The sequence below is a fragment of the Pseudomonas sp. HLT2-19-2 genome (assembly GCF_054898005.1).
The window spans coordinates 909,771-928,504 of record NZ_CM142712.1; the positions used below are offsets into that span (position 1 = coordinate 909,771).

Here is an 18,734-nt window from a genome sequence, read left to right on the forward strand (position 1 = left end):
AGCCTTATATCGTAACCAAGCCGCGTACACCCTCGGCTTCCATATTTTCTCCGCGACCCTGCTGCACGATCTCGCCACGCGACATCACCAGGTATTGATCGGCCAGTTCGGCGGCGAAATCGTAGAACTGCTCCACCAGCAAAATCGCCATGTCGCCGCGCGCCGCGAGCTTCTTGATCACCGCGCCGATTTCCTTGATCACCGACGGCTGGATGCCTTCGGTGGGCTCGTCCAGAATCAGCAGGCGGGGACGACTGGCCAACGCTCGGCCGATCGCCAACTGTTGCTGTTGGCCACCGGACAAATCACCCCCGCGCCGTTGCTTCATTTGCAGCAGCACCGGAAACAGCTCGTAGATGAACGCCGGGACCTCCTTGGCTTCAGAGCCGGGAAATCGCGACAGGCCCATCAGCAGGTTTTCTTCCACGGTCAGCCGGCCGAAAATTTCCCGACCCTGAGGCACATAAGCGATCCCGGCATGCACCCGCTGGTGTGGCTTGAACGTGGTGATCGGTTTGCCTTCCCAGTTCACCGCGCCTTCTTTGGCCGGCAACAAACCCATCAAACACTTGAGCAGCGTGGTCTTGCCCACCCCATTGCGACCGAGCAGGCAGGTGACTTCACCGACCTTCACCTCAAATGTCAGGCCCCGCAGGATGTGGCTACCACCGTAATACTGGTGCAGCTTGTCGACTTGCAGCATGTTCAAATTCCTCTCATTCCCTGTAGGAGCGAGGCTTGCCCGCGAAGAACGATGACGCGGTCTTGCAGTTGGATCGAGGCGTCGCCTTCGCGGGCAAGTCGGATCGCCGCACCGCTCGCTCCTACAAGAGCAACATCATCTTCCGAGATACACCTCAATCACCTGCTCATTGTCCTGCACCTGTTCCAGCGACCCTTCGGCCAGCACGCTGCCCTGGTGCAACACGGTGACGTGGTCGGCGATGGCGCCGACGAAGCCCATATCGTGCTCCACCACCATCAGCGAATGCTTGCCCGCCAAGCTCTTGAACAGTTCGGCGGTGAACTCGGTTTCGGCGTCGGTCATGCCCGCCACTGGCTCGTCCAGCAGCAACAGTTGCGGGTCCTGCATCAGTAACATGCCGATTTCCAGAAACTGCTTCTGACCGTGGGACAACAAACCCGCCGGGCGATTGACCGAGCTGGTCAGGCGAATGGTGTCCAGCACCTCGCTGATGCGGTCTTTCTGTTCGCCACTCAAACGAGCCCGCAGGCTGGCCCACACCGACTTGTCGGTTTTTTGCGCCAGCTCCAGGTTTTCAAAAACGCTCAAGGCTTCGAACACCGTCGGCTTCTGGAACTTGCGACCGATGCCGGCCTGGGCGATTTGCACTTCGCTCATCTGCGTCAGGTCGAGGGTTTCGCCGAACCAGGCTTTGCCGTGACTGGGGCGAGTCTTGCCGGTGATCACGTCCATCAGCGTGGTCTTGCCCGCGCCGTTGGGGCCGATGATGCAACGCAACTCGCCGACGCCGATGTACAGGTTCAAGTCGTTCAGCGCCTTGAAGCCATCGAAGCTGACGCAAATGTCTTCCAGCGTCAGGATGGTGCCGTGGCGGGTGTCCAGGCCGGGGCCGACGCGTTGGCCCAGGCCGATGGCGTCGCGGCTGCTGCCCTGATCCCTGTTCGGTTCCAGTGGCGGAAAAAACGCCGGTTCGAGCATGAATTCAGCCGTTGCAGTGACTCTCATGATTCACCTCTCTTTTTCAGCAGACCGATCACGCCTTTGGGCAAATACAAGGTCACGACGATGAACAGCGCGCCGAGGAAGAACAGCCAGTACTCCGGGAACGCCACGGTGAACCAGCTCTTCATGCCGTTGACCACACCGGCGCCGATCAGCGGGCCGATCAGCGTGCCGCGACCACCCAACGCCACCCAAACCGCGGCTTCAATGGAGTTGGTCGGCGACATCTCACTGGGGTTGATGATCCCGACTTGCGGCACGTACAGCGCGCCGGCCAGGCCGCAGAGCACTGCGCTCAACACCCAGACAAACAGCTTGAAACCACGCGGATCGTAGCCGCAGAACATCAGGCGGTTTTCCGCATCCCTCAAGGCGGTCAACACCCGACCGAACTTGCTTTGCGCCAGGCGCCAACCGATGAACAGGCTCGCCAACAGCAACACCACGGTGGCGAAAAACAGCACCGCGCGGGTGCCCGGTTCGGTGATGCCAAACCCGAGAATGGTGCGGAAGTTGGTGAAACCGTTGTTGCCGCCAAACCCGGTTTCGTTGCGGAAGAACAACAGCATCCCGGCGAAGGTCAGGGCCTGGGTCATGATCGAGAAATACACGCCCTTGATCCGCGAGCGGAAAGCGAAGAAGCCAAACACCAGCGCCAGCATTCCCGGCGCCAATACCACCAGACACATCGACCAGAGGAAGCTGCTGGTGCCGGTCCAGTACCACGGCAATTCCGTCCACGACAGGAAGGTCATGAACGCCGGCAAGCCATCGCCCGAGGCCTGGCGCATCAGGTACATGCCCATCGCATAGCCGCCGAGGGCGAAGAACAAACCGTGACCAAGGGACAGCAGACCGGCGTAACCCCAGACCAGATCGAGGGCCAGCGCGACAATCGCGTAGCAAAGAATCTTGCCCACCAATGTCAGCGTGTAGGCCGAGACGTGAAGCGCGCTGTCCGGTGACAACAGTGACAGCAGCGGCAAGGCCAGCAGCGCGACGATGATCACCGCGCCCACCGCGATGGTGACTTTGGGGCCGGCTTTTTGTGTTGCGGTAACGAGCAGGGGCTGGTTCATCAGTCGATCACCCTTCCTTTCAGTGCGAAGAGGCCTTGCGGACGTTTCTGAATGAACAGAATGATCAGCGCGAGGATCAGGATCTTGCCGAGCACGGCACCGATCTGCGGTTCGAGAATCTTGTTGGCGATGCCCAGGCCGAAGGCTGCCAGCACGCTACCGGCCAACTGACCGACACCGCCGAGCACCACCACCAGGAACGAGTCGATGATGTAGCTCTGGCCAAGGTCCGGGCCGACGTTGCCGATCTGACTGAGGGCTACGCCACCGAGCCCGGCAATGCCCGAGCCGAGGCCGAAGGCGAGCATGTCCACGCGACCGGTCGGCACGCCGCAGCAGGCGGCCATGTTGCGGTTTTGGGTAACGGCGCGAACGTTCAAACCGAGGCGCGTCCTGTTCAGCAGCAACCAGGTCAGCACCACCACAAACAGCGCGAACGCGATGATCACGATGCGGTTGTACGGCAGCACCAGATTCGGCAGCACTTGAATCCCGCCCGACAGCCAGGCCGGGTTGGCCACTTCAACGTTCTGCGCGCCGAACATCAATCGGACCAGCTGAATCAGCATGAGGCTGATGCCCCACGTGGCGAGCAGGGTTTCCAGCGGACGGCCGTAGAGGTGGCGAATAACCGTGCGCTCCAGCGCCATGCCGATAGCGGCGGTCACGAAAAATGCTACCGGCAACGCGATCAGCGGGTAGTACTCGATGGCTTGCGGGGCGAAGCGTTGGAACATCAGCTGCACCACGTACGTCGAGTACGCGCCGAGCATCAGCATCTCGCCGTGGGCCATATTGATGACGCCGAGCAGACCGAAGGTGATCGCCAGACCGAGTGCGGCCAGCAGCAGGATCGACCCCAGGGACATGCCGCTGAAGGCCTGACCGAGGATCTCGCCAATCAGCAGTTTGCGTTTGACTTGAACGAGGCTGGTTTCGGCAGCGGTACGCACATTGGCGTCGGATTCGACACCGGGTTGCAGCAGGCTTTCGAGGCGAGTGCGGGCCAGTGGATCGCCGGTTTCACCGAGCAGACGCACGGCGGCAAGGCGCACGGCCGGATGGGTGTCCACCAGTTGCAGATTGGCCAGCGCCAGGCTCAACGCCGCGTGGACGCTTTGGTCTTTTTCGCCAGCCAGTTGCTGGTCGAGGAATGCAAGCTGCGCAGGTTTAGCGCTTTTCTGCAATTGCTGCGCGGCGGCCAGACGGAGGTTGGCGTCGGTGGCGAGCAATTGGTGGCTGGCCAGCGCGGTGTCAATCAGACCGCGCAGGCGGTTGTTCAGGCGCAGGGTTTTTGGTTGGCCATTGACGGTCAATTCGCCTTGTTGCAGGGCGTTGATCAGTTCGATACGGGCCGGATCGGGCTGCGCGGCCCAGCCTTCCAGAAGCTTGGCTTGTTGCACGGGATTGGCCGCGACGAAGTCTTCGGCGTCGCCGGCGTGAGTGGCCATCGGCAAAAAAAACGCGATGGCGAGGACAAATCGGTAAAGAGCGGTGGGCATAAGTGGTGTTCCTGTTTGATCGTTCCCACGCTTCGCGTGGGAACGATCAGGCTGGGCGGGGTGAATCAGTTGCTCTTCACCGCATAATCCGGCTTCTTGTCGTTACCCGAGATATACGGGCTCCAAGGCTCTGCACGGATCGGCCCTTCGGTCTGCCACACAACGTTGAACTGACCGTCCGCCTGAATCTCGCCGATCATCACCGGTTTGTGCAGGTGGTGGTTGGTCTTGTCCATGGTCAGGGTGTAACCGGACGGCGCGGCAAAGGTCTGGCCGGCGAGGGCCTCGCGAACTTTGTCGACGTCGGTGGACTTGGCTTTCTCAGCCGCTTGCGCCCACATGTGAATGCCCACGTAGGTGGCTTCCATCGGGTCGTTGGTCACCGCTTTGTCGGCGCCCGGCAGGTTGTGTTTCTTGGCGTAGGCTTTCCAGTCAGCGACGAACTTCTTGTTCGCCGGGTTCTCGACCGACTCAAAGTAGTTCCACGCCGCGAGGTTGCCCACCAACGGTTTGGTGTCGATGCCGCGCAGTTCTTCTTCGCCCACGGAGAACGCCACGACTGGAACGTCGGTGGCTTTCAGGCCCTGGTTGGCCAGTTCTTTATAGAACGGCACGTTGGAGTCGCCGTTGACGGTGGAGATGACGGCAGTCTTGCCACCCGCCGAGAATTTTTTGATGTTGGCCACGATGGTTTGATAGTCGCTGTGGCCGAACGGGGTGTAGACCTCTTCGATGTCCTTGTCCGCCACCCCTTTGGCGTGCAGGAACGAACGCAGGATCTTGTTGGTGGTGCGCGGGTAGACGTAGTCGGTGCCCAACAGGAAGTAACGCTTGGCGCTGCCGCCTTCTTCGCTCATCAGGTATTCCACCGCCGGGATCGCCTGCTGGTTCGGCGCGGCACCGGTGTAGAACACGTTCGGCGACATCTCTTCACCTTCGTATTGCACCGGGTAGAACAGCAGGCCGTTAAGCTCCTCGAACACTGGCAATACCGACTTGCGCGACACCGACGTCCAGCAACCGAACACCACCGCGACCTTGTCCTGGGTCAGCAACTGACGGCCCTTTTCGGCGAACAGCGGCCAGTTCGACGCGGGGTCCACGACCACGGGTTCGAGCATCTTGCCGTTCACGCCACCCTTGGCGTTGATCTCGTCGATGGTCATCAAGGCCATGTCTTTGAGCGACGTTTCAGAGATCGCCATGGTGCCGGACAACGAATGCAGAATACCGACCTTGATGGTCTCGGCGGCCTGGACAGTCCAAGTCATGCCCATCGCGGCAATGGATGCCGTAAGTGTGAAAGCCTTGATCAAGCTGCGACGCTTCATTGTGCGATCTCCATGAACTTATGAATTTTATGGGTGGCAGATGCGGACTACTGAAGGGTCTTTAGCAAGGGCTGTGCCTGTTCGGCAAAAGGCAGGGAAATGTCGCATTAGAGCGGTTGCACGGTTTGGGCGGCGCACCATGAAGGATCGCGCCTGGCGCGTTGGTGCGAAGAGGTGCGCCAGATTGGTGCCTTGAAATTTTGAGGTCACCAAAAGATCGCAGCTTGCGGCAGCTCCTACAGGGAATGCATTCCAAATGTAGGAGCTGCCGCAGGCTGCGATCTTTTGATCTTGTTTACGATGACGATGAGGCCGATTCAGTTTGCCGGTTGAGGCGCGAAAACAGCACCCGGTCGAGCAGCCAGACCACCACCAGCGAAGCGCCTACCAACGGAAAGGCCACCGCCAGTGCAAACATGATGACCATCGCGGTTTTCCATTTCGGCAGATCGTGGCGCAGCGGCGGAACACCGAATTTTCCCTCTGGACGGCGCTTCCACCAGATCACCACACCGCTGACGGCGCTGAGCAGAATCATCAGGCAGATCAGCAGCACGATGATCTGGTTGAGCGGGCCGAACATTTTGCCTTCGTGCAACATCACGCCGATTTCCGTCGCGCGGGCGACGGTGCCGTATTGGGCGAAGCGCACGTCGGCGAGGACGTCGCCGGTGTACTGATCGACATGCAAGGTGGCGTCGTTGCGCGGGTCGTCGGCGAACACCGCGATGGTGAACACGCCGGTGGCGGTCGTCGGCAAGGTGATGCTGTAACCCTGTTCGACCTTGCGTTGCACAGCGATGTTCTGCACGTCCTGCAAGCTGATGGTCGGCGCGGCGGGGCCAGCTTGCGCGCCGCCGTGGGCCATGTGTTCGGCGTGGTCGCCGGACATCGGCATCGGCGTGTTTTCCATCGCCCATGGCACGGTCTGGCGGGTGGCGGTGTTGAGGCTGCGGGCCTCGACATCAGACTTGGGCACGTCATCCCACATCGCCGCCGGAAAGACATTCCAGACTTCGGCGTATTGCTTGCCCCAGAACCCGGTCCAGGTCATGCCACTGAGCAGCATCACCAACAGCAACGACGCGCCCCAGAAGCCGGTTACCGCGTGCAGGTCACGCCATAGCACTCGACCGCGACTGCTCAACCGAGGCCACAAAATTCCGGCTGCCTGGCCACGCGGCCACCACAGAAAGACGCCGGAGACCACCAGCACCACGCCCCAACCGGCGGCCAATTCGATCAGTCGATCACCGACAGTGCCGATCATCAACTCGCCGTGAATCGCTCGCGCAACCGCCTGCAGATTCTTCTTCGCGTCTTGCTCGCCGAGGATGTCGCCCTGGTAGGGATCGACGAACACGTTCAGCTCATTGCCGACATTGAGCACGACAAATTGCGCGCTGCGTTCGGCGTTGACCGGCGGCAGGTATTGCTTGATCTGACCCTGTGGATACGCCGCTTTTACCCGCTTGAGCAGGTCGTCGGCCGGGACGCTGTGATGCCCGGCCGGGACGTTTAACAGGCTGCCGTACATCAACGGATCGAGTTGCGGCTTGAACAGGTAAATGGTGCCGGTCAGGGCCAGCATTACCATGAAAGGCGCGACGAACAGACCGGCATAAAAATGCCAGCGCCAGGCCAGGTTGTAGAAATTCACTGTGGGCTGTTTCAATTCGAGTGCTCCGCTAGAATTGGATCTTTTGTAATTGTCTGGTGACCGCTACGCAGTCATTCGCGGGCAAGCCTCGCTCCTACAAGGACAACGCAGGACCTGTAGGAGCGAGGCTTGCCCGCGAAGCTCTTAGAAACTCATATCCACCTTGGTCCAGAGCGTGCGCCCCGGTTCTTTAATGGCTTGCGGGTCATTGGCCGGGTAACCGAAACCGGCGTTGCCAGCCAGGTTCAAATGCTCGGCATACGCCTTGCCGAACAGGTTGTCGACGCCGGTGCTGACCTTCCAGTTTTTGTTAATTCGGTAGGCGCCATTGAGCGAGAACACGCCAAAACCCGAGGTCTTGTCGAAGTCCTTGCCGACGACGTTGCCCTTGTTCTGGTCGATGCGGTTTTGCGCCGCAACCACCCGCCACAAGGCACCTGCGCTCCAGTTGTCTGCGCTGTAGGTCAGGCCGAAACGTGCGTCCAGCGGCGGCATTTGCGGCAGTGCGTTGCCGTCGCTGCTGTTCTTGCCCCAGGCGTAGGCCAGGGTTGCGTCGGCTTTCCAGTTGTCGGTCAGCTTGTAGGCCGCACCCAATTCGCCGCCCATGATTCGTGCGTCGATGTTTTGTGCTTGCGAGGTCATGCCCATCATTGCGGGCGTGTAGTTGAACAGGATGTAATCGCGCACCTGCCCGACATACCCCGAGGCCCAGGCTTCCAGGTCTTCGGTCTTGTACTGCAGGCCGAAGTCGAGCTGAGTGGTTTTCTCAGGCTTGATCGAATCGAAGGCATTCACCGATCCGGCGGGCCCCGATTTGGGCGAAAACAGCTCCCAGTAATCCGGGAAACGCTGGGTGTGACCGAGGCCGGCATACAGCGTGGTCGGGCTGTCCTCCAGATCATGCTCGTAACGGACGAAGCCGCTTGGCAAGGTGTCGGCGCGGGTATCGTCGGCGGTCGGGTTGGCGCGAGTCATCATCCCCGAACCAGTGGTCTGCCGATAATCCTTGGCCGAGGCGCGGTCCAGGCGTGCACCGGTAATCAACCGATCACGGTCGGCGGCGTACCAGGTCAATTCGCTGAACACGCCGTAGTTGTGGAAGTCGGCGTCCTTGTTGCGTGGCAGTTCCTTGTAGACGTCGATGCCCATGGCGCTGCGTTTGCGATGTTCGTTGGTCTGCGCATCGATGCCGCTGATCAACTGCACATCGGCCCAGCGCCAAGTGGCTTTGATCCGTGCGCCGAGGGTTCGACGGTCGACGTTGGAGGCCATCGGGCCGGCCATCATGCCGGTGCCGGACGGCGTGCGCAGGGTGTAGTTGTCCATCACGTGGTCGGCGTAGTTGTAGTAAATCTGCGCTTCGACTTTATCCAGCACATCGCCGATGTTCGACTGCTCGAAACGCAGGCCCAGGCTTTCGCGCTTGAACTGCGAGCCGTCCATGCCGCGCCCGGCGTAACGAGCTTCGCCATCGCCCTTGCCGGCGGTCAGTTCCAGCAGGGTGTCAGCGTCGGGGGTCCAGCCAACTGCCACATCGCCGTTCCATTTGTCATAGCGCGACGGCACGGTGTCGTTGTTGCCGTCTCGGTAGTCGTCGGAATGCGCAGTGTTGCCGATCACTCGCACGTAACCCAGTGGCCCGCCGGCAGCGGCGTCCACTACTTTGTCGAAACGCCCGTTGGAGCCAGCCAGCAGGCTGGCGTTCACTCGGGTGCCGAGTTCGCCGAAGCTCTCCGGCTCACGGTCGAAGAGGATGGTGCCGGCCGATGCGCCGGGTCCCCATAGCACGGTTTGCGGGCCTTTGATGACGGTCAGTTTGTCGTAGGTTTCCGGCGAGATGTACGAGGTCGGTGCGTCCATTCGGCCGGGGCAAGCGCCGAGCAACTGACCGCCGTTGGTGAGGATGTTGAGCCGCGAACCGAACATACCGCGCAGCACCGGGTCGCCGTTGGTGCCGCCATTGCGCACCAGGGCGAAGCCGGGGATGGTTTTCAGGTAGTCGCCACCGTCGCTGGCCGGCACCGGTTGGCGCGGGTCTTTGGGGTTGGTGACGATGGTCAGCGGCGAACTCGGCGCGATGGCGGTGATCACCGTTGGGCTCAGTTCTTCACTGTGACCGGCGTGTTCATCGGCCAGCACCATCGGTGTCAGCAGTGCACCGCAAAGGAAGGCGGTGGCGTTCCTGAAACGAATACTCGATTCGTTCGGGGCAAAAGAAGCTTGGGCAGGGCGCAAGCGTGTGTCAGCAGAAAACCTGGACATGACAATTTCCATCGAACAGTCGTAAACGACACGGCCGGCAGCCTGGGGCTGTCTTCTAAACCGTGTGAGAGCGGATGTGGGTGTTTACGCGTCGATGGGTGGGGCGCGAGTGCGGGCGCCGGGGAAGAAGGTTTGCCGGGCGTGGCCCAGTCGGGGGGAAGGGGTGGTGAAAGTGGTGGCTTTTGGCGTGTCGTACGCGATGAAGGACTGGCCGCCAGTCAGCGCCGGGCAATTGAACAGCAGGCTGCAATAACCGCATTTTTCCCAGAGCGCGTGGTCCGAGGCTTTGGGCGGGCAGTGCTCGGCGGCGGGTTGCGCGCCGTGGTCGGCGTGCTCCATTGCCGACATGTCCATGCTCATGTCCATTGACATGCTCATCGACATCGACGAGGCGCGTTGACCCATCGGCATCGACTGAGAAATCAGCGGGCCGATAAAGATCATCAGCATGGCGAACAGGCTGATCCAGCTGCCGCGCGTCAGGCTTAACGGCTGACGACGGTGTGCGGATGACCTGGCGCTAAGCGGGCGCATGGACGTTTTCAGCTCTGCCGATTACTGAGCGTGCACGTGTGCTCGCATGCCGTCCGGTGCTTTTTTCTGCACCGCGATTTCGACCGTCACGTCGCCGGACTTCTCGAAATGCATCGTCAGCGGGAAGCGTTTGCCGTCGGTTAACAGGCTGCGGTCTTTCAATTCCAGCAGCATCACGTGGTAGGCCATCGGCGCAAAAGTGACGTTGCCACCGGCAGGGATTTCGACGCTCGGCACCTGCTGCATTTTCATCAGGTCGTTTTGCATGACGTGCTCGTGCAACTGGGCTTCGCCTGAAATAGGCGAGTCGACGCTGAGCAGTCGGTCCGCCGTTTTACCGCTGTTGTGAATCACAAAGTAAGCTGCAATGGTTGGCGCGTTCGGCGGCAACTCCTGCGACCAGGGGTGAGCGATTTCCAGCTCCCCGGCCTTGTATTCGTGGGCATTGGCAAAGCAGGCAGGCAACAGCAACGCGGCCAGAACGATGAGTTTGTTCAACATGGCAGTTCTCCAGAGCGATTCAAAACGCAGGTCAATTGCGAGAAGGAATCACACCAGAGGGGACGCGCGGGGGTTGAGGCTCGGCCATTGCTGGCGCGGTGTCGGTGTATCGAGAGAGGCGGTGGGCAGGCTTCGATTGGCATCGAAGTGAGCGAAATACAGCTGCGGCACATGCCCGGGCAACGCCACTAAAGGCGCAGAACCCGAGCAACACCAGCAATGTTGCATGTTGGAATGATCGTCGCTCTGCGGGACTTTCTGCTCGATATCGCCCAGGGAAATCGCCACCATTTTTGTGCCGCTGGACGAACAGAAACTACCCCACAGCAACTGCTCGGCAGGCGATTTCGCCGTCTGCGCCATCGCTCCGGACATCGGCATGGCGAGCATGTTGAACAGCACTGCGAAGCAGGCGATCCAGGCAAATGCGAGCCGTTGTCGGGACATGGGAAAAATCCGGTTGGGTGGGCGATCAGGCGCGGCTATTTAGCCTGATCAGGGCCGATAAGTAAAAAAGCGGCGTGCGGTGTGGTGTCGCAGTGCCAAGCTCCATAGCCTTCATGATAGTCGCGAATTATGGATTGCCAGTGCCGTGCAGATCAGTCTTCACACAGATTATGTGGTGGATTCTGCCGTTAGGGCTGCCAACACGTCTGCCACCGACCCAAACTCCCGATCAACCCCCGGCAATACCGGCCGCTGTAAAACAATCACCGGCACCCCACGCTCCCGTGCCACTTCCAGCTTCGGCTCGGTCGCGGTACTGCCGCTGTTTTTGCTGATCAGCACATCAATCTGCCGACGCTCAAACAACTCACGTTCATCCTCGATCAGAAACGGCCCGCGCGCGCCGATGACTTCGCAGCGCTCATTGCCCGGGTAAACGTCCAGTGCACGCAAGGTCCAGAATTGCTCCGACGGGATTTCATGCAGGTGCTGCAACGGTTCGCGGCCGAGGGTGAACAGCGGTCGGCGAAAGGGTTTAAGTGCTTCGATCAGCTCGGCCCAATCGCTGACATCCCGCCAGTCATCGTCGGCCTGTGGCTGCCAGGCAGGACGCCGTAACGCCCAGCACGCAATGCCGCTTAATTGCGCGGCGGTGACGGCGTTCTGGCTGATGTGTGCGGCGTAGGGGTGGGTTGCGTCCAGCAGCAGATCGATCCCTTCAGCGCGGATGAACTGCGCCAGACCTTCGGGCCCGCCGTATCCACCAACGCGGACCTGACAGGTCAAATCGGTCGGCACGCGACCGACACCGGCCAGGCTATAGATGTGTTCTGGCCCCAGGGTACGAGCGATGGCCAAGGCTTCTGTCACGCCACCGAGCAACAACACACGCTTCATTGAAAAGCTCCCGCATGGCCAACAATCCCGCCTTGGCGATCGATGGCAAACACTTCGACCTGAACCTGCGCCGGCACCACGCTGCGAGCAAAGTCCAGGGCGTGCTGACACACCGCATCACCCAGGGCGATACCCGCAGCGCTGGCCATCGCCAATGCTTGTTGGCTGGTGTTGGCCTCGCGAATCCCTGATTGCAGCGCCTCATCCGCCCCGACCGCCGTCGCCCATTCGGCCAGTTGCGGCAGGTCGATGCTCGAATGCCGACTGTGCAAATCCATGTGCCCGGCCGCTAGCTTGCTGATCTTGCCGAAGCCGCCGCAAAGACTGAGTTTATCCACCGGTACTTTGCGCAGATGTTTGAGCACGGCGCCGACGAAGTCGCCCATTTCAATCAGGGCGATTTCCGGCAAGTCGTAGACCCGGCGCATGGTGTCTTCGCTGGCATTGCCGGTGCACGCGGCGATGTGCAGGTAACCGTTGGTTTTGGCGACGTCGATGCCTTGATGGATCGAGGCGATGTACGCCGCACAGGAAAATGGCCGGACGATGCCGCTGGTGCCGAGGATCGACAGCCCGCCAAGAATTCCCAGTCGCGGGTTCATGGTTTTCAGCGCCAGGGCTTCGCCGTCCTCGACGTTTATGGTGACCTCGAAGCCGCCCCGGTAATCCAGCTCCTCGGCCAGCAGCGTCAAGTGATCGGTGATCATCTTGCGTGGCACCGGGTTGATCGCCGGCTCGCCGACGCCCAGCACCAGCCCCGGCCGGGTGACGGTGCCCACGCCGCGGCCAGCGCTGAAGCGCACGCCCGGCTCGCAGTGCAGACGCACTTGGGAAAAGAGCAGGGCCCCGTGAGTCACGTCCGGGTCGTCGCCTGCGTCCTTGATTGTTCCGGCTTCGGCGCCGTCGTCCTTCAACCGACAGAACTCCAGGCGCATTTGCACCCGCTTGCCTTTGGGCAGAATGATCTCGACGGCGTCCGCTTCCACGCCACTGAGCAACAGACGAGCCGCCGCAAGGCTGGTGGCGGTGGCGCAGCTGCCGGTGGTCAGGCCACTGCGCAGCGGTGCGGGTTGTTCGGCGGTTTCGTCACGCATCGAAAGGCTTCGTCACTTCCAGCAAGGTAATCGGCAACGCTTGACGCCACGTATCGAAGTCCCCCAACGGTTGCGCCTGAGCGATATGAATGCGCGTCAGCTCGCCGCCGTGCTGCTCGCGCCAGGTCATCAAGGTCATTTCACTTTGCAACGTGACGGCGTTGGCGATCAGTCGGCCGCCGGGTTTGAGTTCAGCCCAGCACGTGTCGAGCACGCCCTCGCGGGTGACACCGCCACCGATGAAAATCCCGTCCGGACGCTCGAGCCCGGCCAAGGCTTGCGGCGCACTGCCGCGAATCAATTGCAGGCCGGGGACGCCGAGGGCATCGCGGTTGTGTTCGATCAACAACTGCCGCCCTTCATCGGCTTCGATGGCCAGCGCCCGGCAACTGGGGTGAGCGCGCATCCATTCAATGCCGATTGAGCCGCTGCCGGCGCCGACGTCCCACAGCAGTTCGCCGGGAACCGGGGCGAGACGCGCGAGCGTGATGGCGCGCACGTCGCGTTTGGTCAGTTGGCCATCGTGTTTGAAGGCTGAGTCCGGCAGGCCGGCCAGTCGGGAGAGGCGCTGCGTGTCGGGTTCAGCGATGCACTCGATGGCGATCAGGTTCAGGTCGGCGATCAGTGGATCGTTCCAGTCATTGGCGACACCCTCGATGCGTCGTTCGGCTGCACCACCCAGATGTTCGAGCACAGTAAGGCGACTCGCCCCGAAACCGCGTTCGCGCAGCAGCGTCGCGATAGCGGCCGGGCTTTTGCCGTCGTTGCTCAACACCATCAAGCGAACTCCGCTGAATAACTGCGCATTGAGGGCGGCGATGGGACGCGCAACCACCGAAAGCGTGACCACCTCCTGCAACGGCCAGCCCATTCGCGCCGCCGCCAGCGAGCAAGAGGAGGGCGCCGGCAGTACCCGCATTTCATCGCCGGATACCTGTCGGGCAAGGCTGGCGCCCACACCAAAGAACATCGGATCTCCGCTGGCCAGCACACAGACCGGTTCGCCGTGCAGCGCCAATACCGGTTCAAGCGAGAAAGGGCTGGTCCACAACTGCCGCTCGCCACGGATGCATGCCGGCAGCAAATCCAGTTGCCGCTGACCGCCAATGATCCGCGAAGCGTGCAGCAGAGCATGCCGGGCGTTTTTGCCCAGGCCCTTGAAGCCGTCTTCACCGATTCCCACTACTGTCAGCCAGGGTGACATCTGCAGTCCTCAAAAAAAGTCCTCAAACGGACTGTTCCGACGGGCAGGCTTTTCATGCCGTCGAACAAAGCAGGCATAATACCGCGCCTTCGCCCGCGAAGCGCCTTTCCCACACTGCCGGTCGCCCCCTTGAACGAACGCCCGATGTCTACTGCCTTACGCCCCTCGGCCTGTCCGGGGTTGCTGCGTATTGTCCAGGCGCTGGACGGCGGTATCTGCCGGATCAAGTTGAATGGCGGTTCGATCAGTGCGGCTCAGGCCGACGCGGTGGCCAGTGCAGCTGAGCGGTTCGCTGGCGGCGTGATTGAGGCGACCAACCGCGCCAACCTGCAAATTCGCGGGATTGGCAGTGAACAGGGCGCTTTGATCGACGGCCTGATGGCGGCCGGGTTGGGCCCAAGCACCGCCGCTGGCGACGATGTGCGCAATCTGATGCTCAGCCCGAGTGCGGGAATTGATCAGCAGATGCTGTTCGACACGCGCCCGCTGGCCGAGCAGATCCTCGCCACGCTGCAAAGCCATGAACGCTTCCACGAGCTCAGCGCCAAGTTTGCCGTGCAACTCGATGGTGGCGAAGGTTTGGCGATGCTCGAACACCCTCATGATCTGTGGCTGTGCGCCACTGAGCGCGAGGGCGAGCTGGTTTTTGCATTCGGTCTGGCGGGGTGTCCCGTGGACTCGCCTGTGGGTGCGGTGTCACTGGAGCAGGGCCACGCGCTGGTGGTCGCGGTGCTTGAGTTGTTTCTTGACCTGGCGCGTCCCGACCAGACACGCATGCGGCATTTGCTCGCTGATTGCTCGCTCGATGGGTTTCTCGCTGGTCTGGCCGAACGTGTGCCGTTGATGCCCATCAAGGGTTGGCAGCGCAAGGTAAGTCCGAGCGTCTTGCACATCGGCGTTCATCCACAGCGTGAGGCCGAGCGCGTGTATATCGGCGCGGTGCCACCCCTTGGTCGCCTTGATCCCGCGATGCTTAGAGGTGTCGCACAACTGGCACGTGACCAGGGCGACGGCAGCCTGCGTTTCACCCCCTGGCAAAGCCTGTTGTTACCCGGTGTTCATGGCGACGATGCTCGCGAAGTTATCCACAGTCTTGAACAACTCGGTCTGCGTTGCTCGGCCGACGATGCCTTGGCGCACCTGATCGCCTGCACCGGCTCGACGGGTTGCGGCAAAGGCCTGGCCGACACCAAGGGCGATGCCCGACAACTGGCGGCGTTGCTGCAACGTCACGGCCAGACACTGAACGTGCACCTGTCCGGCTGCCAGCGTTCCTGCGCGGCCGCGCAGAGTGCGCCGATAACTTTGCTGGCGGTTTCTCGCGGTCACTACGACCTCTATTTTCGCGACGCAGCGCAGCCGGGTTTCGGCGCGCTGCACGCACGCAACCTTACTATTGAAGCGGTCGCAGCCTTGCTCGACGCCCGCTCACGGAGCCCCCTTGATGCTTGATTACATCCGCGACGGTCAGGAGATCTATCGCAACTCCTTCGCGATCATTCGTGCCGAGGCCAACCTCGAGCGTATTCCGGCCGACCTGGAAAAGCTCGCGGTCCGTGTGATCCACGCCTGCGGCATGGTCGACGCCATCGACGGCCTGCAATTTTCCGAAGGCGCAGGCAAGGCCGGGCGTGATGCGCTGGCCGCCGGTGCGCCGATTCTGTGCGACGCGCGGATGGTTTCCGAAGGTGTGACCCGGACGCGCTTGCCAGCGAACAATCAAGTCATCTGCACCCTGCGCGATGAAAGCGTTCCTGAGTTGGCCCGGGAGTTGGGCAACACCCGTTCCGCCGCTGCGCTGGAGCTATGGCGCCCGCATCTGGAAGGCAGCGTGGTGGTGATCGGCAACGCGCCGACCGCACTGTTTTATCTGTTGGAAATGCTCGACGCCGGCGCACCGAAACCGGCGCTGATTCTCGGCTTCCCGGTGGGCTTTGTCGGCGCCGCCGAATCCAAGGCGATGCTCGCGGCGGACAGTCGCGGCGTGCCTTTCGTCATCATGCAAGGCCGGTTGGGCGGCAGCGCCATGGCCGCCGCCGCCGTCAATGCCCTCGCTACGGAGATTGAATGATGCAGCAACCTGGACGTTTGATCGGTCTTGGCGTCGGCCCTGGTGATCCGGAACTGATTACCGTCAAAGCCCTGCGCCTGCTGCGCGAATCGCCGGTGGTGGCGTACTTCGTCGCCAAGGGCAAAAAAGGCAACGCCTTCGGCATCATCGAGGCGCACTTGCAGGACGCGCAAACGCTGCTGCCGCTGGTGTATCCGGTGACCACCGAAGCGTTGCCGGCGCCGCTGTCGTATGAACAAGTGATCAGCGATTTCTACGATGCGGCCGGCGAAGAACTTGCCGCGCACCTGGACGCTGGCCGTGACGTGGCGGTGATCTGCGAAGGCGATCCGTTCTTCTACGGCTCCTACATGTACCTGCATGATCGTCTGGCTGAGCGCTATGACGCCGAAGTCGTGCCGGGTGTTTGCTCGATGCTCGGCGGTGCTTCGGTGCTGGGCGCGCCGCTGGTGTATCGCAATCAGAGTTTGTCGGTCCTGTCGGGTGTATTGCCCGCCGACGATCTCAAGCGTCGTCTGGCCGATGCCGATGCCGCCGTGATCATGAAGCTGGGGCGCAACTTTCCCAAGGTCCGTCAGGTACTGGAAGAACTCGGGCTGGCGGAACGTGCGCTGTACGTTGAACGCGCGACCATGGCCAACCAGAAAATTGTCCCGCTGGATCAGGTCGAGCCGATGTCCTCGCCCTATTTCTCGCTGATCATTGTGCCCGGCGAAAGGTGGCAAGGCTGATGTCCCGTCCAGTTCCGGCGATTGTCATTCTGGGCAATGGCAGCCTCGCGACCGCGCGCAAGATTGCGCAGCTGTACCCTGGCGCGCTGATCCATGGGTTGGCCGAACGGGTCGAAGGCGCGGACCGTGTTTATCACGAGTTCGGCGCGACCCTGCGTGAGCTTTATCAACAGGACACGCCGATTATCGCGCTGTGCGCGGCGGGTATTGTCATTCGCACGTTGGCGCCGCTGTTGCTGGAAAAAGGCGCCGAACCGCCAGTGCTGGCCGTGGCCGAAGACGGCAGCGCCGTGGTGCCGCTGCTCGGTGGCCTAGGCGGGGTGAATGTCATGGCGCGGGAAATCGGCGCCGGCTTGCAAGTCGCGGCCGCGATCACCACGAGCGGCGAATTGCGTTTCGGCACCTGCCTGCTCAATCCGCCCAGCGGTTACGCCCTCGGCGATCTGGAACAGGGCAAGCGCTTTGTCTCCGATCTGCTCGCCGGACACAGGGTGCGCATCGAAGGCGCCGCGCCGTGGCTGGATCAGGTGCAGCTGCCGGAAGATCCCCAGGCGCAGCGCTCGATCCATGTCGGCAGCGCCGAGCGTGAGGCGAGCGCCAATGAATTGCTGATCTACCCTCGCAGCGTCGCGGTGGCGGTGAGTGCCGGGGTGGCGGATCTGCCGGATACGATTCGCGCGGCGTTGCAGCAGGCAAAAGTTGCGGTGCAGTCGTTGGCTTGCCTCGTGGCGGCTGAGGATGAGATGGCGAGTCCGGCATTGCGTGAGGCGGCGCTGGAGCTGGGTGTACCGTTGCGGTTTGTCACCGCGGTGAGCGACCTGGGCACGCTGCCCGATGTAACGATCATTGCGACGGCCCACGACATTACGATAGCCGTGGCCGAACAGCCGCTGGACGTGACGCAAATCGGCCGCCCGCGCGGACGGCTGGCGGTGATCGGGCTCGGCCCCGGCGCCGCCGAACTGATGGTGCCCGCCGTGAAAACCGAACTGGCGCGGGCCACCGACGTACTCGGCTACGAAACCTACGTGCGCATGGCCGGCCCGTTCCGCGAAGATCAAGTGCTGCACTGCACCGACAACCGCGAAGAAATGCAGCGCGCCCGTCACGCCTTCGAACTGGCGGCGCAAGGTCGCTCGGTGATCGTGGTGTCGTCCGGCGACCCGGGCGTATTCGCGATGGCGGCGGCGGTGCTCGAAGCGTTGCACGAGTCCAGCGATCCGGCCTGGCACAACGTCGATCTGGAAATCCTGCCCGGCGTGTCCGCCTCGCTCGCCACCGCCGCCCAGGCCGGTGCGCCGCTGGGCCACGATTTCTGCGTGATGTCGCTGTCGGACAACCTCAAACCCTGGACGATCATCGAGAAGCGCCTGGATCTGGCCGCTGAAGCCGATCTGGCGCTGGCCTTCTACAACCCGATTTCCCGTGCGCGGCCATGGCAACTGGGCCAGGCGTTGGAAATCGTCGGCCGGCATCGCACACCCGAAACGGTGGTGGTGCTGGGCCGCGACATTGGTCGTCCTGGCCAGACGCTACGGGTTACCACGCTCGGCGAACTGACCCCCGATCAGGTCGACATGCGCACCATGGTGCTGATCGGCTCTTCCACCACCTGCGTGTTCCCTCGCGCCGAGGGTGGAAGCTGGGTGTACACCCCGCGCTGGTATGGCGTTAAACCCGCCTCCTGAAATCGGGCGGCCCTTTGCAGGGCCG

17 protein-coding genes are annotated in these 18,734 nt (G+C 61.9%); 4 read left to right on the forward strand and 13 right to left on the reverse strand.

Translation table 11 applies throughout. The features are described from left to right. Nucleotides 1-4: 4 nt before the first annotated feature. From urtE to cbiE, 13 genes are all read right to left on the reverse strand, one after another. Nucleotides 5-703 carry an urea ABC transporter ATP-binding subunit UrtE gene (gene urtE, locus ACYZTU_RS04205; protein WP_019582243.1) on the reverse strand — a complete coding sequence of 233 codons (699 nt, stop codon included), beginning with the start codon at nucleotides 701-703 and terminating at the stop codon, nucleotides 5-7. 135 nt (nucleotides 704-838) lie between these two features. Beyond that, entirely contained in the window at nucleotides 839-1,711 is an 873-nt protein-coding gene (gene urtD, locus ACYZTU_RS04210) for an urea ABC transporter ATP-binding protein UrtD (protein ID WP_461968245.1), read from the reverse strand. Next, nucleotides 1,708-2,787 carry an urea ABC transporter permease subunit UrtC gene (gene urtC, locus ACYZTU_RS04215; RefSeq protein WP_461968247.1) on the reverse strand — a complete coding sequence of 360 codons (1,080 nt, stop codon included), beginning with the start codon at nucleotides 2,785-2,787 and terminating at the stop codon, nucleotides 1,708-1,710. Before urtC ends, urtD begins: the two co-directional genes overlap by 4 nt. Continuing rightward, nucleotides 2,787-4,289: an urea ABC transporter permease subunit UrtB gene (gene urtB, locus ACYZTU_RS04220; protein ID WP_461968249.1), complete on the reverse strand. Its 1,503-nt coding sequence runs from the start codon at nucleotides 4,287-4,289 to the stop codon at nucleotides 2,787-2,789. Before urtB ends, urtC begins: the two co-directional genes overlap by 1 nt. 65 nt (nucleotides 4,290-4,354) lie before the next feature. Next, complete coding sequence (gene urtA, locus ACYZTU_RS04225; RefSeq protein WP_461968251.1) at nucleotides 4,355-5,620, reverse strand: urea ABC transporter substrate-binding protein; 1,266 nt, start codon at nucleotides 5,618-5,620, stop codon at nucleotides 4,355-4,357. A 295-nt stretch (nucleotides 5,621-5,915) separates the two neighbouring features. Continuing rightward, nucleotides 5,916-7,295 (reverse strand): PepSY-associated TM helix domain-containing protein, encoded by a 1,380-nt coding sequence (locus ACYZTU_RS04230; protein WP_461968253.1) that lies wholly within the window; start codon nucleotides 7,293-7,295, stop codon nucleotides 5,916-5,918. Between the two features lie 129 nt (nucleotides 7,296-7,424). Further along, nucleotides 7,425-9,542, reverse strand: a complete 2,118-nt coding sequence (locus tag ACYZTU_RS04235) for a TonB-dependent copper receptor (RefSeq protein ID WP_461968255.1) — start codon at nucleotides 9,540-9,542, stop codon at nucleotides 7,425-7,427. Nucleotides 9,543-9,626: 84 nt separating this feature from the next. After that, entirely contained in the window at nucleotides 9,627-10,076 is a 450-nt protein-coding gene (locus ACYZTU_RS04240; protein WP_461968257.1) for a DUF2946 domain-containing protein, read from the reverse strand. A 21-nt stretch (nucleotides 10,077-10,097) separates the two neighbouring features. Then, the gene (locus tag ACYZTU_RS04245; RefSeq protein WP_461968258.1) at nucleotides 10,098-10,577 is read right to left on the reverse strand and encodes a copper chaperone PCu(A)C; all 480 of its coding nucleotides are present in this window, start codon (nucleotides 10,575-10,577) and stop codon (nucleotides 10,098-10,100) included. Between the two features lie 48 nt (nucleotides 10,578-10,625). Beyond that, the gene (locus ACYZTU_RS04250) at nucleotides 10,626-11,024 is read right to left on the reverse strand and encodes a DUF2946 domain-containing protein (RefSeq protein ID WP_461968260.1); all 399 of its coding nucleotides are present in this window, start codon (nucleotides 11,022-11,024) and stop codon (nucleotides 10,626-10,628) included. Between the two features lie 168 nt (nucleotides 11,025-11,192). Next, a complete protein-coding gene (locus ACYZTU_RS04255) occupies nucleotides 11,193-11,921 on the reverse strand; it encodes a cobalt-precorrin-6A reductase (RefSeq protein ID WP_461968262.1) in 729 nt (242 codons plus the stop codon). Further along, the gene (locus ACYZTU_RS04260; RefSeq protein WP_461968264.1) at nucleotides 11,918-13,015 is read right to left on the reverse strand and encodes a cobalt-precorrin-5B (C(1))-methyltransferase; all 1,098 of its coding nucleotides are present in this window, start codon (nucleotides 13,013-13,015) and stop codon (nucleotides 11,918-11,920) included. Before ACYZTU_RS04260 ends, ACYZTU_RS04255 begins: the two co-directional genes overlap by 4 nt. Next, the gene (cbiE, locus tag ACYZTU_RS04265) at nucleotides 13,008-14,219 is read right to left on the reverse strand and encodes a precorrin-6y C5,15-methyltransferase (decarboxylating) subunit CbiE (RefSeq protein WP_461968266.1); all 1,212 of its coding nucleotides are present in this window, start codon (nucleotides 14,217-14,219) and stop codon (nucleotides 13,008-13,010) included. Before cbiE ends, ACYZTU_RS04260 begins: the two co-directional genes overlap by 8 nt. A gap of 144 nt (nucleotides 14,220-14,363) precedes the next feature. Here cbiE and cobG point away from each other — a divergent pair, with 144 nt between their 5' ends. From cobG to cobJ, 4 genes are read left to right on the forward strand one after another with little or no spacing between them, the layout of a single operon-like run. Further along, entirely contained in the window at nucleotides 14,364-15,671 is a 1,308-nt protein-coding gene (cobG, locus tag ACYZTU_RS04270; protein WP_461968268.1) for a precorrin-3B synthase, read from the forward strand. Next, nucleotides 15,664-16,290 carry a precorrin-8X methylmutase gene (locus tag ACYZTU_RS04275; protein WP_461968269.1) on the forward strand — a complete coding sequence of 209 codons (627 nt, stop codon included), beginning with the start codon at nucleotides 15,664-15,666 and terminating at the stop codon, nucleotides 16,288-16,290. Before cobG ends, ACYZTU_RS04275 begins: the two co-directional genes overlap by 8 nt. Then, nucleotides 16,290-17,021, forward strand: coding sequence for a precorrin-2 C(20)-methyltransferase (locus ACYZTU_RS04280; RefSeq protein ID WP_461970960.1), 732 nt, complete (start codon nucleotides 16,290-16,292; stop codon nucleotides 17,019-17,021). The genes ACYZTU_RS04275 and ACYZTU_RS04280 overlap by 1 nt, the downstream gene beginning before the upstream one ends. Then, entirely contained in the window at nucleotides 17,021-18,709 is a 1,689-nt protein-coding gene (gene cobJ / locus ACYZTU_RS04285) for a precorrin-3B C(17)-methyltransferase (RefSeq protein WP_461968270.1), read from the forward strand. Before ACYZTU_RS04280 ends, cobJ begins: the two co-directional genes overlap by 1 nt. The last annotated feature ends 25 nt before the right edge of the window (nucleotides 18,710-18,734 follow it).

What these genes read in the sequence shown, in the direction of transcription:
- urtE (WP_019582243.1), bottom strand. Translation starts at nt 703, where the DNA reads ATGCTGCAAGTCGACAAGCTGCACCAGTATTACGGTGGTAGCCACATC.
- urtD (WP_461968245.1), bottom strand. Translation starts at nt 1,711, where the DNA reads ATGAGAGTCACTGCAACGGCTGAATTCATGCTCGAACCGGCGTTTTTT.
- urtC (WP_461968247.1), bottom strand. Translation starts at nt 2,787, where the DNA reads ATGAACCAGCCCCTGCTCGTTACCGCAACACAAAAAGCCGGCCCCAAA.
- urtB (WP_461968249.1), bottom strand. Translation starts at nt 4,289, where the DNA reads ATGCCCACCGCTCTTTACCGATTTGTCCTCGCCATCGCGTTTTTTTTG.
- urtA (WP_461968251.1), bottom strand. Translation starts at nt 5,620, where the DNA reads ATGAAGCGTCGCAGCTTGATCAAGGCTTTCACACTTACGGCATCCATT.
- ACYZTU_RS04235 (WP_461968255.1), bottom strand. Translation starts at nt 9,542, where the DNA reads ATGTCCAGGTTTTCTGCTGACACACGCTTGCGCCCTGCCCAAGCTTCT.
- ACYZTU_RS04240 (WP_461968257.1), bottom strand. Translation starts at nt 10,076, where the DNA reads ATGCGCCCGCTTAGCGCCAGGTCATCCGCACACCGTCGTCAGCCGTTA.
- ACYZTU_RS04245 (WP_461968258.1), bottom strand. Translation starts at nt 10,577, where the DNA reads ATGTTGAACAAACTCATCGTTCTGGCCGCGTTGCTGTTGCCTGCCTGC.
- ACYZTU_RS04250 (WP_461968260.1), bottom strand. Translation starts at nt 11,024, where the DNA reads ATGTCCCGACAACGGCTCGCATTTGCCTGGATCGCCTGCTTCGCAGTG.
- ACYZTU_RS04255 (WP_461968262.1), bottom strand. Translation starts at nt 11,921, where the DNA reads ATGAAGCGTGTGTTGTTGCTCGGTGGCGTGACAGAAGCCTTGGCCATC.
- ACYZTU_RS04260 (WP_461968264.1), bottom strand. Translation starts at nt 13,015, where the DNA reads ATGCGTGACGAAACCGCCGAACAACCCGCACCGCTGCGCAGTGGCCTG.
- cbiE (WP_461968266.1), bottom strand. Translation starts at nt 14,219, where the DNA reads ATGTCACCCTGGCTGACAGTAGTGGGAATCGGTGAAGACGGCTTCAAG.
- cobG (WP_461968268.1), top strand. Translation starts at nt 14,364, where the DNA reads ATGTCTACTGCCTTACGCCCCTCGGCCTGTCCGGGGTTGCTGCGTATT.
- ACYZTU_RS04275 (WP_461968269.1), top strand. Translation starts at nt 15,664, where the DNA reads ATGCTTGATTACATCCGCGACGGTCAGGAGATCTATCGCAACTCCTTC.
- ACYZTU_RS04280 (WP_461970960.1), top strand. Translation starts at nt 16,290, where the DNA reads ATGCAGCAACCTGGACGTTTGATCGGTCTTGGCGTCGGCCCTGGTGAT.
- cobJ (WP_461968270.1), top strand. Translation starts at nt 17,021, where the DNA reads ATGTCCCGTCCAGTTCCGGCGATTGTCATTCTGGGCAATGGCAGCCTC.